We start from the raw sequence: 14,770 nt of genomic DNA, 5'->3' as shown, positions 1-14,770 counted from the left end.
AGGCAGCAGCGGTTCAATCCGACGCCACTGCGCATCGCTCAACTCGTATCGCTTGATCCCCATGATGCCTCCGCAAATGCGGAAACCCATGAATCAGACATCGCTCCCTTTGGGAATCCTCTGAATGTCGATACAGCCTAGGCCTGCTTTTCAGCGTCTATTTCATTTTCCAGCCTGTTGCGCAGCTCCGCCATGACACGATGCGCCGTGCGGATGTCATCGACCGAAAAACCGTCGGCCAGGGCATTCACCCTTGGATTATAGGCCGTGACGGCCGCCTGATAGGCGCGCTGCCCCTTTTCGGTGAGCACCACGAGATGCGCCCGCTTGTGGTGGGGGTTGGGCTCGAACACCACAATCCCCTCCTCGTGCAGATCATTGACGATGCGCTGCACATTCTGCCGGTTCGTCCCCAGATCACGGGCGAGCCAGGACACGGGCTGCGGCCGCGCGGCCTGCACGATCGCCCCCAGAATCTGCCACCGGGCACTGGTGAGCCCGAAGGAGGCGACCAGCCTGTCTCCCCATGTGAGGGTCAGGTTGTTCGCCCGGAACATGGTGAGGATCAGATCGGTGATGGCCTCGGCCTGCGGGCTTCGGATCACGCCATTCATGTGTCATGACCTTTCTATATTGACATCATAATGTCAAATTAGCATGCCTGTATCATATCGGATCGACAGGATTCAGACAAATCAAGGAGTTCGGCAATGCCTCTCATGAAACCGATGGACGACAGGTTTCCCATCTCGCGCCAGCTGGCTGTGGAAGCCGCCCCGGTCGTGCTCATCAATCTTTTCACGCTTGAGCCGGCAGATGAGGCGGCAGCCCGGCTTCATCGCGCCCTTGGCGAAAGCCCCGCCTATCTCAACCATGCGGTCTGGGAATCAACGCAAGCCTTCCGCGCAGCCTTCACCCACCCCGATTTCATCGCCGGGCTGAGCGCCTATCCGGCCTCCGCCATTGCCGCCCCGCACCTGTCCCAGAAGGTTGCCGTTCCCGGCATATGCGTGGCCTGACCGGACAGGGCGGACCACTCGGGTCTCAGGGAGAGGCGTAATGCAAAATCATGCCTCCAGCCCCTCAAGCAGGATGCCGAGCGCCGCATTCAGGGCATCCTCACCCACTTTTTCCGGCAGCAGAATGCCGTCCAGTGCCAGCAGGGACAGGCCATGGATCATGCCCCAGCAGGCCGCCATCTGCCCGCGCGCCTCACGGTGACGCAACGCGCCCGTGGCCTGTCCGCGCACCAGCAGCTCCATCAGCGGCTCACAGGCGGCAAGCGCCCGCTCATCCAGATGCACATCAGCCGGCCGGCCCGCATCCGCACTGAACATCAGCCGGTAGAGGCCGGGATTGGAACGGGCAAACCGCAAATAGGCGTGCGCCATGGCGAAGAACTCGTCACGCAATGAGGCATGGGCACTGGCCTGATGTTTTCCCAGCGCCATGCGGAGCCTGTCAAAACCGATGAGGGCCAGTTCCGACAGCAATGCGGCCTTGTCCGCGAAATGCTTGTAGGGCGCGGCATGGCTGACACCGGCCCGGCGGGCAATCTCCCTCAGGGTGAACTGCCATCCGTGACCCTCAAGCAGCATGGCCATGGCCGTATCGATGATGACGCGCCTGAGATCGCCATGATGATAGGGGCGGTCAACGGCTTCCGTCATGAGAGTCTCGAAGTTGTCAGTGAAAACATATGTTGACAATGCCTACTTTTGCCCCTTATGTCAAGGGTAAATGTTTCCACCGTCAACTTTGAGGCCCGACATGGAGAGCGCCGACACGATCCCGGCCGCCAGCAGGATGGAGGACATCCTGGCGCTCCAGCGGGCGGACTTCCTGCGCGAAGGCCCGCCCGCGCTTGAGCAACGCCGCACAGATCTGAAAACCCTGCGGGCGGCCATACTGGCGCGGCGGAGGGACATCGAGGATGCGCTGATGATGGATTTCGGCCATCGCTCCCGTCATGAGACCGCGATCATGGAGCTTTTCCCGCTGGCTGGGGGGATCGACTATCTCCATCGCCATCTGCCGCGTTTCATGCGTCCATCCCGGCGCCATGTTGCGCTGACCCTGCGTCTTGGCCGCGCCCGGGTGGAATATCAGCCGCTCGGGGTCATCGGCATCATGGCGCCGTGGAACTATCCGCTCCAGCTGGCCCTGATGCCGCTGGCGACCGCCCTTGCGGCCGGCAACCGGGCAATGATCAAGCCTTCCGAATTCACGCCAGCCACCAGCGCGCTGCTTGTGCGACTGCTCGCCGGGATCTTTCCGCCGGAAAAGGTCGCCGTCATCACCGGCGGGGCGGAGACGGGCGCGGCCTTTTCCGCGCTGCCGTTCGATCATCTGCTGTTCACCGGCAGCACCCCTGTGGGCCGCAAGGTGATGAAGGCGGCGAGCGACAATCTGGTTCCGGTTACGCTGGAACTTGGCGGCAAGTCCCCGGTGATTGTCTCCAGGGGGCATGATCTGGCGCAGGCGGCAGCGGATATCGCCTATGGCAAGCTCGCCAATGCGGGGCAGACCTGCATCGCGCCCGATTATGCGCTGGTGCACACGGATGAAATCGAGGCTTTCGTGTCGGCCTTCGGCAAGGCGGTTGCACGCCTTTATCCGGCTGGCCCCGCAAGCCCGGATTATACCGCCATCATCAATGCGCATCATCACGCCCGGCTGACAGCGCTGCTTGAGGATGCCCGCGGGAAGGGGGCGCGGATCCTCCCGCTCGGAAACCATGCCGAACAGGCTGCGGAGCGGCCCCACACCCTTGCGCCCACACTCGTGCTGGATGCCACGGATGACATGCACATCATGCAGGAGGAGATCTTCGGCCCCATCCTGCCCGTGATCGGATACACCGGCATCGAGCAGGCGATCGGTTATGTGAATGCCCGCCCCCGTCCGCTCGCGCTCTATTATTTTGGCCCGGAGGGAGATGAGCGGAAACAGGTTCTGGCCCGCACCCTATCCGGCAATGTCACCGTCAATGGCACATTGCTGCATATCGCGCAGGATGACCTGCCGTTCGGCGGCGTCGGGGCCAGTGGCATGGGCGCATATCACGCCATTGAGGGCTTCCGCGCCATGAGCCACGCAAAAGGCATTTTCGAGCAGGGGCGCTGGAATGCCGCCAGACTGCTGCGCCCGCCCTTCGGCACGCTGGTCGACAGGATGCTGGACATGTTCCTGCTGCGCTAGGCGGGCAGCACGGCGCACCGCAACACCGCAAGCCGCCCCAGCCACACGGCTCAGCGAAAACTGGGCGGCCAGTCCAGCCCCTGCCTGTCGCTCTTTTCAGCCACGGGAGCATGGGCGGTGCGGATATCCTCTTCCTCCATGCCCAGCTCACGCAGGATCGTGACGGTGTGGTCATTGAGATCCAGTGGGCGGGCAATGGCCGGCGTGCGGCTCAGATGCGGCACGGCGGGCACCCTGTCCGGCCCGCTGTCGGGGTGGCGCGCCCTGATATGCGGCTCTTCCCAGATTTCATGCGGCTCCAGCGTCGGGGCAACGCAGGCATCCGAACCGGCGAAATGGCTCGCCCAGTGGTCGCGCGGCTGGCTGGCGAATGTCTCGCCAAGCCTGCGTTCGATCTCGGGCCAGTTGGCGACAGCCATATGGTCCGGCACCTCGCCCAGATCGAGCATGGTCCACAAGGTGGCGAAGAAATGGTTCTCCAGCGCGCCCACGGTGACATATTTGCCATCAGCACAGCGGTAGGAGCGGTAGAAGGGCTTGTCGCCGGCCAGCAGCCCATCACCCCGCCCCGGCCACACCGGCGTGCGCCACAGCGGAAAATGCATGGCCATGAGGGAGAGCGCGCCATCCAGCATGGCGGCGTCGATATATTGCCCCTTGCCGGATGAGCGAGACTCGATCACCGCGGCAAGAATCCCGATGGCCGCCATCAGGCTGCCACCGGCAAAATCCGCCACCAGATTGAGCGGCGGCACAGGTGGCCCATCGGCCGGGCCGAGCCCGCCAAGCACCCCGGAAAGCGCCAGATAGGTCAGGTCATGCCCGGCTTCCTGCGCGCGCGGACCCGTTTGCCCGAAGCCGGTAATGGAGCAATAGACCAGCGCCGGATTCAGCGCGGCCAGCTCCTCATAGCCGGCGCCAAGACGGGCGGCGACGCCGGGCCGGTAGCTTTCCACCAGCACATCGGCGCTCTTCACCAGCCCGTGCAGGGCGGCCTTTCCCGCCGCGGTTTTCAGATTGAGCGAGATGAAGCGCTTGCCGCGTGACAGCTCGTGAAAGGCCATGCCCGCCCGGCCACCCCCCACGGTGATGACATCGGCCCCAAGGTCCGCCAGCAGCATGGTGCAATATGGCCCGGGCGCGAGCCGGGAGAGGTCTATCACCCGCACGCCCCGGAGGGGGCCGGCGGGATGATCCGCAGGATCGCTTTTCCCGGACATGCTCATCTTCCCTGCTCCTGAAAGTCTGGTGCCATTCCTGTCTGCCGTGCAGGCCCCGTGGAACGGTGCCGGGCATCACATATGATGTCCGGCACGTCCAGATCCTCACACCTCGCGGGCAATCACCAGACGCTGCACATCGCTTGTGCCTTCATAAATCTGCGCGACACGCACATCCCGATAGATACGCTCCACCGGGAAGTCGTTCAGATAGCCATATCCACCATGGATCTGGATGGCGTCGGAGCACACGGTCTCCGCCATTTCCGAGGCGAACAGCTTGGCCATGGAGGCCTCCTTCAGACAGGGCAGACCGGCATCGCGCAGGGCGGCGGCATGCAGCACCATCTGCCGGGCAACCTCGATCCGGGTGGCCATGTCCGCCAGACGGAAAGCGACAGCCTGATGCTCGATGATCGGCTTGCCGAATGTCGAGCGCTCGCGGGCATAGGTGCGCGCCGCATCAAAGGCCGCCCGCGCCATGCCGACGGACTGGGCGGCAATGCCCACGCGCCCGCCCTCAAGATTGGAGAGGGCGATCTTCAGCCCCTCCCCCTCCTGCCCGAGCAGAAGATCTGCCGGCAGGCGCATGTCATTGAAGGCGAGCTGGCAGGTATCGGAAGAATGCAGCCCCATCTTCTCCTCGACCCGGACCACCTCATAGCCGGGCGTGTCGGTGGGAACGATGAAGGCGGAGAGCCCCTTCTTGCCAAGATCCGGGTTCGTCACCGCGAACACAATCATCACCGCGCCATTCTTGCCGGAGGTGATGAACTGCTTCGCGCCGGAGAGGATGTAATGGTCACCATCACGGCGGGCGCGGGTACGGATGGCCCCGGCATCGGAGCCGGTATGGGGCTCTGTCAGGGCGAAGCCGCCAATCCACTCGCCACTGGCGAGCCTTGGCAGGAAGCGCTGCTTCTGCTCCTCGGTGCCATATTTCACGATGGGGCCGCAGCCCACCGATGAATGCACGCTGACAATGGTGGAACAGGCACCATCGGCGGCCGCAATCTCCTCCAGCGCCAGGGCATAGGACACGATATCGGTGCCGGCGCCGCCATATTCCTCGGGCACGAGCATGCCGAGAAAGCCAAGCTCGCCCAGCTCGTTCAGCTCATCGCGGGGGAAGTTGTGGTTCTTGTCACGGGCAGCCGCGCCGGGCGCAAGGCGCTCCTGTGCAAAGGCGCGCACGACTTCCCGGATTTCCTGCTGGGTTTCATTCAGGATCATGATGCGTTTTTCCGCATTTCGGCTTGAAAGCCATGTCTATTGTCTCCCGCCGGGGCGGAAGCGGGGGTTCAGTCCAGGCGTTCGATGGCAACGGCCGTGGCTTCGCCGCCACCGATGCAGAGCGAGGCCACGCCATGCCTGAGGCCATGGCGCTGAAGGGCGGCCAGCAGCGTGACCATGACCCGCGCGCCGGACGCGCCAATGGGATGGCCCAATGCGCAGGCGCCGCCATGCACATTCACCTTTTCCGCCGGCAGATCCAGCTCCCGGATCGCCACCATCGGCACCACGGCAAACGCCTCATTGATCTCGAACAGGTCCACATCCCTGAGCGAACGCCCGGTCTTTTCGGCCAGCTTGCGCATGGCGCCCACGGGAGCCGTGGTGAACAGGTTGGGGGCCTGTGCATGCGTGGCATGCCCGACAAGAATGGCGAGCGGGCGCAGGCCGCGCTTCTCCGCCTGCGAGCGGCGCATCATCACCAGCGCGGCCGCGCCATCGGAGATGGATGAGGAATTGGCGGCCGTGACCGTGCCCCCCTCGCGGAAGGCCGGCTTGAGGGTGGGGATCTTTTCCGGCTTCGCCTTGGGCGGCTGCTCATCGGTGCGCACCACCTTCTCCGCCTTGCCCGCCTTCACGGTGACAGGCGCGATCTCGGCATGGAACGCCCCGCTTTCCATGGCCTTGAGCGCCTTGTCGAGCGAGCCGATCGCATAGGCATCCTGCTCCTCGCGGGAGAAGCCGTATTCCTGCGCGCAGTCCTCGGCAAAGGTGCCCATCAGGCGGCCCTTGTCATAGGCATCCTCCAGACCATCCAGAAACATGTGGTCCAGCACACGGCCATGGCCCATGCGATAGCCGGCGCGGGCGCGGTCCAGCAGATAGGGCGCGCGGCTCATGCTTTCCATGCCGCCCGCCACCACCACATCGGCGGAACCGGCAAGCAGCAGATCATGGGCGAACATGGCCGCCTTCATGCCGGAGCCGCACATCTTGTTGATCGTGGTGGCCCCGGCGGAAAGGGGAAGCCCCGCGCCCAGCGCGGCCTGGCGTGCCGGAGCCTGGCCCTGGCCCGCGGGCAGGACACAGCCGAACACGACCTCCTCCACCGTTTCCGGTGCAAGACCGGAGCGCTCCAGCGCCGCGCTGATGGACGCCGCGCCAAGGGTGGAGGCGGGGACATCCTTCAGATCGCCCTGAAAGCCGCCCATGGGCGTGCGGGCCATGCCAACGATGACGATGGGATCCGATGCCATGATTTCATTCCTCCCAGATTGCTCTGCCCGGAGCGGGCCATGGCCTGAAACATCCATGACGCGCGGGCATGTTCATGTGCCGACCAGATGGGTGCATGCCGCACCGCGCCAGGCCACAATGCCAGACAACGGTGCGGGAGAGACACGGCAGTGCTGCCGAACGGGCCCCTTGCAGGAAGATCCGTTCAGCGCGGGGCCATGCGCAATGCGCCATCGAGACGGATGACCTCGCCATTCAGCATGGTGTTTTCCAGAATATGCTTCACAAGCGCTGCATATTCGGAAGGACGGCCAAGCCGGGGCGGGAAGGGAACCGTATTGCTCAGGGAATCCAGAACCGGCTGGGGCATGTTCGTCATCATCGGCGTTTCAAAAATGCCGGGCGCGATGGTGACCACACGCACGCCGTGCCGCGCCAGCTCACGCGCCGCCGGCAGGGTCATGGATGCAACCGCCCCCTTCGAGGCGGCATAGGCGCATTGTCCGATCTGCCCGTCATAGGCCGCGATGGAGGCGGTGTTGATGATGACGCCGCGCTCCCCTTCAGCCTCCGGCTGCTCTTTCACGATCTCGTTCGCGGCAAGACGCAACATGTTGAACGTGCCGAACAGATTGATGGAGACCGCGCGCATGAAGCTGTCCAGCCGGTGCGGCCCCTGCCGGCCGACCACCGGCTCGCCGGGGGCAACCCCGGCGCAGTTCACCAGACCATGAACATGGCCGAAGGCGTCCTTCGCGGCACTCACCGCCGCAACGCCATCCTCCTCGCGCGTGACATCCGTCTTGTGGAAGCGGAAGGCGGGACCAAGCTCGGCCTGCATGGCCTGCGCGGTGCTGTCATTGATGTCGAGCCCCATCACCCTGGCGCCCTCGCCCACAAGCATGCGGGCGACAGCAGCACCCAGCCCCGAGCCGGTGCCGGTGACGAGAAAAACGTGATCCTTGATGAGCATGCGTATCGTTTCCCGAAAATGATCGACCGGTTCAGGCGTCAGCGTGTCTGTCGCGGTTGCGCAGCATGAAACGCTGGATCTTCCCGCTGGGTGTCTTGGGAAGCTGGCTCAGGAACTCGATCTCGCGCGGATAGGCATGGGCGGAGAGGCGCTTCTTCACATAAAGCTGAAGCTCCTCCACCAGGTCGTCGGACGGCTCGACATCATCACGCAGGGTGACGAAAGCCTTGACGATTTCGGTGCGTTCCGGGTCCGGCTTGCCCACAACCGCCACCTCGATGACAGCGGGATGCTCCAGCAGCGCGCTTTCCACATCGAACGGGCCGATGCGATAACCGGAGGAGGTGATGACATCATCCGAGCGGCCCACGAAGCTGATGCGGCCATCCGCCTCCAGCTCCACCGTATCGCCGGTGCGGTAATAGCCACCGGCAATCGCCGGGGTATCCTTGCGCCAGTAGCCGGTGAACCACAGAAGCGGCGAGCGCGCGATATCCACCGCCAGCGTGCCCGGCACATTGGGCGGCAGCTCGTTGCCCTGCTCATCCAGCACGGCCACGCGGTATCCCGGCATGGCGAAGCCGGCGGAACCGGGCACCACCTCATGGGGCAGGCCATGGTGATTGTTCACGGTCATGCCGGTTTCGGTCTGGCCATAGTGATCGAAGATCGGCACATCCAGATGCTCGGCAAACCAGCGGAAGATCTCCGGGTTCAGCGGCTCGCCGGCGGACGAGACGACACGGAGCTGCCCCTTCACCTGCGCCGCCATTTCCGGCCCGGCCGCGATCAGCAGGCGATAGGCGGTGGGCGCGCCGGCCAGATTGGTGATGCCGTGGCGCCTGACGATGTCATAAGTGGACTGGGCCGAGAAAGAGCCTTCATAGAAGGTGGTGGCATGGCCCAGCAAAAGCGGCCCGGTCACGGCATAGTAAAGGCCATAGGCCCAGCCGGGATCGGCGATGTTCCAGAACTTGTCCTCGGGGCGCAGCCCGATGGCGTGGCGCATATAGACATGGAAGGCGGGCAGCGCGTTCAGCGGCACGGGCACGCCCTTGGGCAAGCCGGTGGTGCCGGAGGTGGACATCATCAGGAACAGGTCCGTGCCCTTGCGCAGCACGGGGGTGAAGTCCTCGCTCTGGCGCTCCAGCTCGGCATGGAAATCGAAATCCCCCTCGGCGAGCGCATCGTCATCCTTCTTGCGCACCACCGCCACCTTCGGGCAGTTGGGCACCTCGTCCAGCTTCGGCCGGTTGGCCGGATCGGTCACCACCAGCTTGGCGGATGAGGTGTCGAGGCGCTGCTCGATGGCCTTGGGGCCGAAGGCGGTGAAAAGCGGCTGATACACCGCACCGGCGCGCCATGTGCCCAGAATGGTGACCAGCAGCTCGGGAGTGCGCGGCAGCATGCCGGCAACCACATCGCCGGGCCTGATTCCCAGCTGCGTGATGAAATGGGCGAACCTTGCGGACAGCGCCTTCAGCTGCGCGAAGCTGTAGGTGGCGCGCTCGCCATTCTGGTTTTCCCACTCCAGCGCCACGCCGCCATCTTCGGCATGGCGGTCGCAGCACTCGATGCAGGCATTGATGCCGGTTTCGAAATTGCCGTCAAACAATGCGAGAACATCTTCCAGACGGAAGCTGGCGGCGGCATCGGCATAGTTGTCAGAGGTCACCGTCTTGTCATGTGCCACAGTCATCTCTCCCTCCCCTGGCCCATTGCTTCATTGGCGTGCATGGGCGGAATCTTTTGCTTCCCCTGATCTGGCTACGAAATGATGTGGCAAGCGATGACCAAAATGATCTGATTTTCTGATCGGTTTTGCCATATTGTGGGGCAGGTGCCCCAAGGCGAGAGGTGATCCATGGACCAGAGAGTGGAACGGCGCATGATTTCGCCCCGCTTTGTGGAGGATGCGCTGGATTGCATGCGGCGCAGGGGGATGGAGGTCGAGCCGCTGCTGCGGTCCGTCGGCCTGCCCGAAAAAGTGACCGAACCGGTTTCGGCCGAGAGCTATGGCGCGCTGTGGCTGGCGATCTCACAGGCCATGGAGGACGAGTTTTTCGGCGGCGCGGCCCAGCCCATGCGTCCGGGCAGCTTCACCCTGCTGTGCCACGCGGTGCTGTATGCCACCACGCTGGAACAGGCCCTGCGCCGGGCCCTGCGTTTTCTGAATGTGGTGCTGGCGGATCCGCGCGGCGAACTGGTGGTTGCCGATGGTCTGGCCCTGGTGCGCCTGACGGACAAGGGCGGGCCACGTTCGGCCTTCACCTATCGCACCTACTGGATTCTGGTGCATGGCATCACCTGCTGGCTTGTGGGGCGGCGCATTCCCCTGCGCCGGCTGGAGTTCAGCTGCGACCCTCCAAGGCAGAGCGCCGATTATGGCCGCTTCTTCGGCGCACCCGTACATTTCAGCCAACCCCAGAGCCTGCTGGCTTTCGATGCCAGTTTCCTGACCCTGCCCGCCATCCGCAACGAGAAGGCGCTGAAGGAGTTTCTGCGTCGGGCCCCGGCGAACATTCTCGTCAGATATCGCCATGATGCCGGGCTGGCCGCGCGCGTGCGCACCCGCTTGCAGGAAACCCCGCCCATGAACTGGCCGGATGCAGAGACCATGGCGAAGCGGTTGCGCATGCCGGCCTCCAGCCTGCGTCGCCGCCTGCGCGAGGAGGGCACCACCTATCGCGATATCCGCGACGAGCTGCGCCGGGATCTGGCCATGGAATGGCTGTTGCAAAGCACACGCGGGGTGGGTGAGGTCGCCGCCGATCTCGGTTTTTCCGAACCCAGCGCCTTTCATCGCGCCTTTCGCAAATGGACCGGGATGCGACCGGGCGCCTTCAGGCGGGCGGGCGGGATGGACGGGCCAGACGGAAGCGGGGCGAGCCGCTGACACGGGCCGGGACAAGGCTGCGCGATGCGCTCCTCTCAGGCCCGGCCCCTTTCGGGGATCTCGCCGGGCGTATGGCCGGTCCATGTCTTGAAGGCGCGCATGAAGCTCTTTTCATTGCGGAACCCGACAAGGTGGGCAACCTGCTTGAGCGGGCGGTTGTTCCGGCGCAACAGCTCCATGGCCCGCTCCCGCCGGATGTCATCCTTGATCTGCTGGAGGGAGGCACCCTCCTCATGAAGCTGGCGGTGCAGGGTCCGGCGGGAGACATGCAGCATCTCCGCCAGCTCCTCGGCTGTCATCAGATGGCTGGCCCCTGTCATGCGGGCCTTCAGCAACAGGCGCACCCGCTCCACCAGAAGCCGGTCCCGCCGATACTGGAGCACCATCAGCCCCAGCGCCTTCTGCAACATGGCCCGGGTAGCTGTTTCATCCCGCAGGGGCGGCAAGGCCAGATAATCCGCGCTGAAACTGAAGCCTGCCCCTTCCGCACCAAACCGCGCCTCGCCGGGAAACATGGCGCGATAGGCATCGACATGGGCGGGCGGCGAAAAGGGGAACCACAGATCGCTCAGGGGAATGCGCGAATCCACCAGCCAGCAGGCAAAGCCGTGCACCGCGCGCAAGACCGAAACCAGACAGAACTCACGAAAATCCCCGGTATCGGCGCGCTCTTCAATCATGATGCTGGCCACACCGGCGCGCACCCCCAGAGACAGGCGGACATCATCCACCAGCAGGCCGTGACACCGCGTCCAGCGCTTCAAGGCGACATCCAGGCTGGGAGCAGAAATGGAGGCGCGGCACAGCAGGCCAAGGCTGCCCCAGCGCATGGGGCGGCCAAACCATCCCAGCGCCTCGTCATCCAGTTCCTGCATGGCATGGGAGGACAGGGCCTCGAACTGTTCCGCCGTGACGCGCGCGCTGTTGTCCTCCAGAAGGGCAGGCTCAATCCGTGCCGCCTTCAGCGCCATGTCGAAACAGCGTCCATATCGCGCATAGCCCTTTGAGATCGCCTGCACGAAGGCTATCGGTGTAACGGCCGTCGCTGGGCCTGACGCGATTTTCCTCATGGACCCATATCAGGACATGATGTCCCGATTTGCAACCATTGTGGCACGCATGGGCGGTATGCCAGATCTATTCTGAATTCAATCACGCCGGATCACGGCACATAAATACAGGGGAGAGACGCGATGATGCTGTCGGCAATCGAGCTGGACTTCGAGCTTGGCGAAGACGTGGATGCCCTGCGGGAGGCCGTTCGCGCTTTCGCGGCAAAGGAAATCGCCCCCCTGGCCGCCGAGGTCGACCGCGACAATCTCTTTCCCGCCCATCTGTGGCGCAAGCTGGGTGACATGGGTCTCCATGGCCTGACCGTGGGCGAGGCCTATGGCGGCACCAATCTGGGCTATCTGGCACATATTGTGGCGCTGGAAGAGGTGTCCCGCGCCTCCGCCTCGGTTGGCCTGTCCTATGGCGCGCATTCCAATCTGTGCGTGAACCAGATCCACCGGAACGGCACCGAGGCGCAGAAGCAGAAATATCTGCCCCGGCTCATTTCCGGCGAGCATGTGGGCGCGCTGGCGATGAGCGAGCCCAATGCCGGCTCCGACGTGGTGAGCATGAAGCTGCGCGCGGAGAAGAAGGGCGACCGCTTCATCCTCAATGGCTCCAAGATGTGGATCACCAATGGCGGGGATGCCGATACGCTGGTGGTCTATGCCCGCACGGACCCTGATGCTGGCGCGAAGGGCATCACCGCCTTCATCATCGAGAAGGGCTTTGCCGGCTTTTCCGCCGGCGCCAAGCTGGACAAGCTGGGCATGCGCGGCTCCAACACCTATCCGCTCTTCTTCGACAATGTGGAAGTGCCGGAGGAAAACGTGCTGGGCGGGGTGGGCCAGGGCGTCAGGGTGCTGATGTCCGGCCTTGATTATGAGCGCGCCGTGCTTGCCGGCGGCCCGCTCGGGCTGATCGCGGCCTGCATGGATACCGTCATGCCCTATGTGCACGAGCGCAAGCAGTTCGGCCAGAGCATCGGCGAATTCCAGCTCATGCAGGGCAAGCTGGCCGACATCTACACCACATGGCAGGCCACGCGCGCCTATGTCTATGCGGTGGGCAAGGCCTGCGACAGGGCCGGCCATGACCGCAGCCTGCGCAAGAATGCCGCCGGCGCCATTCTCTATGCCGCCGAAAAGGCCACCGCGATCGCCGGCGAGGCGATCCAGACCCTGGGCGGGGTGGGCTATACGCGGGACTTCCCCGTCGAGCGCCTGTGGCGCGATGCCAAGCTGTATGAAATCGGGGCCGGCACATCGGAAATCCGCCGGATGCTGATCGGGCGTGAACTGTTCAACGAAACCGCCGGGCTGTGATCATGGCGGTGATTGAAAGCAAGATCAGCCCCCGCGGCGCCGAGTTCCAGGCCAATGCCGAGGCCATGAGCGGGCTGGTGCAGGATCTGCGCGCCCGCCTTGAAGAGGTGATGCAGGGTGGTGGCGAGACAGCCCGCGCCCGGCATGTGGCGCGGGGCAAGATGCTGCCGCGCGCGCGCGTCGACATGCTGCTGGATGCCGGCTCGCCCTTCCTCGAGATCGCCCCCATGGCGGCCTTCAATGTCTACAAGGAAAAGGACGGTCGTGATGCCGCGCCAAGCGCGGGGGTCATTGCCGGTATCGGTCGCGTGTCCGGCCGGGAATGCGTGATCGTCTGCAATGATGCGACCGTGAAAGGCGGCACCTATTTCCCTCTCACCGTGAAGAAGCATCTGCGCGCCCAGGAAATTGCGGCGCAGAACAATCTGCCCTGCATCTATCTGGTGGATTCGGGCGGGGCGAACCTGCCCAATCAGGATGAGGTGTTCCCCGACCGCGACCATTTCGGCCGCATCTTCTACAATCAGGCGCAGATGAGCGCGGCGGGCATCGCCCAGATCGCGGTGGTGATGGGCTCGTGCACGGCGGGCGGGGCCTATGTGCCGGCCATGAGCGATGAAACCATCATCGTGCGCAATCAGGGCACCATCTTTCTGGCCGGCCCGCCCCTGGTGAAGGCGGCCACGGGCGAGGTGGTGAGCGCGGAAGAGCTGGGCGGCGGTGATGTGCACACGCGCCTTTCCGGCGTCGCCGATCATCTGGCCAATGATGATGCCCACGCCCTGGCGCTGGCGCGCGGCGCGGTTGCCCATCTCAACGGTTCCAAATCCATGCAGGTGGAGCGCATCACCCCCCGCCCGCCGAAATATGACCCTGCGGAAATCGGCGGCATCATCCCCACCGACACACGCAAGCCCTTCGATGTGCGCGAGATCATCGCCCGTATCGTGGATGCCTCCGAGTTTCATGAGTTCAAGGCCCGTTTCGGCCCCACACTGGTCACCGGCTTCGCCCATATCGAGGGCATGCCGGTCGGCATCATCGCCAATAATGGCATCCTGTTCTCGGAAAGCGCGGCCAAGGGGGCGCATTTCATCGAGCTGTGCTGCCAGCGGCGCATTCCCCTCGTGTTCCTGCAGAACATCACCGGCTTCATGGTGGGGCAGAAATACGAGAATGAAGGCATTGCCCGCCATGGCGCCAAGATGGTGACAGCCGTGGCCTGCGCCAATGTGCCCAAATTCACCGTCATCATTGGCGGCTCCTTTGGCGCCGGCAATTATGGCATGTGCGGGCGCGCCTATTCCCCGCGCTTTCTGTGGATGTGGCCGAATGCCCGCATCTCAGTCATGGGCGGCGAGCAGGCGGCTTCCGTGCTGGCCACCGTGCGGCGTGATGGCGTGGAAAAGGCCGGAGGCCAGTGGTCCGGGGAAGATGAGGCGGCATTCCGCGAGAATATCCGCGAGCGCTACGAACATCAGGGCCACCCCTATTATGCCACCGCCCGCCTCTGGGATGACGGCGTGATCGACCCGGCAGACACCCGCCGCGTTCTGGCACTGGGCCTTTCCGCCAGCCTCAACGCCCCCATTCCCGAAGCGCGCTTCGGCGTGTTCCGCATGTGAGGAGGCGA

General features: G+C 64.2%; 13 protein-coding genes. 5 read left to right on the top strand and 8 right to left on the bottom strand.

All coding sequences use genetic code 11. The annotated features are described in order from the left end of the window. Nucleotides 1-137: 137 nt before the first annotated feature. Nucleotides 138-614, bottom strand: a complete 477-nt coding sequence (locus tag ACT6QG_RS03565) for a MarR family winged helix-turn-helix transcriptional regulator (protein WP_444976222.1) — start codon at nucleotides 612-614, stop codon at nucleotides 138-140. Between the two features lie 96 nt (nucleotides 615-710). Between ACT6QG_RS03565 and ACT6QG_RS03560 the strand changes: the two genes are divergently transcribed. Further along, nucleotides 711-1,019 (top strand): antibiotic biosynthesis monooxygenase family protein, encoded by a 309-nt coding sequence (locus ACT6QG_RS03560; protein ID WP_444976221.1) that lies wholly within the window; start codon nucleotides 711-713, stop codon nucleotides 1,017-1,019. Nucleotides 1,020-1,067: 48 nt separating this feature from the next. Here ACT6QG_RS03560 and ACT6QG_RS03555 read toward each other — a convergent pair whose 3' ends face one another. Continuing rightward, a complete protein-coding gene (locus tag ACT6QG_RS03555; RefSeq protein ID WP_444976220.1) occupies nucleotides 1,068-1,670 on the bottom strand; it encodes a TetR/AcrR family transcriptional regulator in 603 nt (200 codons plus the stop codon). Nucleotides 1,671-1,770: 100 nt separating this feature from the next. Here ACT6QG_RS03555 and ACT6QG_RS03550 point away from each other — a divergent pair, with 100 nt between their 5' ends. Then, the gene (locus ACT6QG_RS03550) at nucleotides 1,771-3,201 is read left to right on the top strand and encodes a coniferyl aldehyde dehydrogenase (RefSeq protein WP_444976219.1); all 1,431 of its coding nucleotides are present in this window, start codon (nucleotides 1,771-1,773) and stop codon (nucleotides 3,199-3,201) included. A gap of 50 nt (nucleotides 3,202-3,251) precedes the next feature. Here the strand turns inward: ACT6QG_RS03550 and ACT6QG_RS03545 are convergent, their stop codons facing one another. The 5 genes from ACT6QG_RS03545 to ACT6QG_RS03525 all read right to left on the bottom strand — a co-directional run bounded on the left by ACT6QG_RS03545 (nucleotide 3,252) and on the right by ACT6QG_RS03525 (nucleotide 9,562). Further along, entirely contained in the window at nucleotides 3,252-4,421 is a 1,170-nt protein-coding gene (locus ACT6QG_RS03545; protein WP_444976218.1) for a CaiB/BaiF CoA transferase family protein, read from the bottom strand. 105 nt (nucleotides 4,422-4,526) lie between these two features. After that, nucleotides 4,527-5,654 (bottom strand): acyl-CoA dehydrogenase family protein, encoded by a 1,128-nt coding sequence (locus ACT6QG_RS03540; RefSeq protein WP_444976217.1) that lies wholly within the window; start codon nucleotides 5,652-5,654, stop codon nucleotides 4,527-4,529. Between the two features lie 68 nt (nucleotides 5,655-5,722). After that, nucleotides 5,723-6,910, bottom strand: coding sequence for an acetyl-CoA C-acyltransferase (locus tag ACT6QG_RS03535; RefSeq protein WP_444976216.1), 1,188 nt, complete (start codon nucleotides 6,908-6,910; stop codon nucleotides 5,723-5,725). A 185-nt stretch (nucleotides 6,911-7,095) separates the two neighbouring features. Then, the gene (locus tag ACT6QG_RS03530) at nucleotides 7,096-7,863 is read right to left on the bottom strand and encodes a 3-hydroxyacyl-CoA dehydrogenase (RefSeq protein WP_444976215.1); all 768 of its coding nucleotides are present in this window, start codon (nucleotides 7,861-7,863) and stop codon (nucleotides 7,096-7,098) included. A 31-nt stretch (nucleotides 7,864-7,894) separates the two neighbouring features. Continuing rightward, nucleotides 7,895-9,562, bottom strand: a complete 1,668-nt coding sequence (locus ACT6QG_RS03525) for an acyl-CoA synthetase (protein ID WP_444976214.1) — start codon at nucleotides 9,560-9,562, stop codon at nucleotides 7,895-7,897. Nucleotides 9,563-9,727: 165 nt separating this feature from the next. On the opposite strand from ACT6QG_RS03525, the gene ACT6QG_RS03520 reads away from it, so the two are divergent. After that, the gene (locus ACT6QG_RS03520) at nucleotides 9,728-10,759 is read left to right on the top strand and encodes an AraC family transcriptional regulator (RefSeq protein ID WP_444976213.1); all 1,032 of its coding nucleotides are present in this window, start codon (nucleotides 9,728-9,730) and stop codon (nucleotides 10,757-10,759) included. A gap of 35 nt (nucleotides 10,760-10,794) precedes the next feature. Here the strand turns inward: ACT6QG_RS03520 and ACT6QG_RS03515 are convergent, their stop codons facing one another. Further along, nucleotides 10,795-11,829, bottom strand: a complete 1,035-nt coding sequence (locus tag ACT6QG_RS03515; protein WP_444976212.1) for an AraC family transcriptional regulator — start codon at nucleotides 11,827-11,829, stop codon at nucleotides 10,795-10,797. A 123-nt stretch (nucleotides 11,830-11,952) separates the two neighbouring features. Between ACT6QG_RS03515 and ACT6QG_RS03510 the strand changes: the two genes are divergently transcribed. After that, nucleotides 11,953-13,137, top strand: a complete 1,185-nt coding sequence (locus ACT6QG_RS03510) for an isovaleryl-CoA dehydrogenase (protein WP_444976211.1) — start codon at nucleotides 11,953-11,955, stop codon at nucleotides 13,135-13,137. A 2-nt stretch (nucleotides 13,138-13,139) separates the two neighbouring features. After that, nucleotides 13,140-14,762, top strand: a complete 1,623-nt coding sequence (locus tag ACT6QG_RS03505; protein WP_444976210.1) for a carboxyl transferase domain-containing protein — start codon at nucleotides 13,140-13,142, stop codon at nucleotides 14,760-14,762. Nucleotides 14,763-14,770 lie beyond the last annotated feature (8 nt).

It is taken from the genome of Haloleucobacter ellipsoideus, from assembly GCF_052491725.1.
Note: the sequence above shows the minus strand (reverse complement) of the source record. Positions and strands in the feature narration are given on the sequence as shown.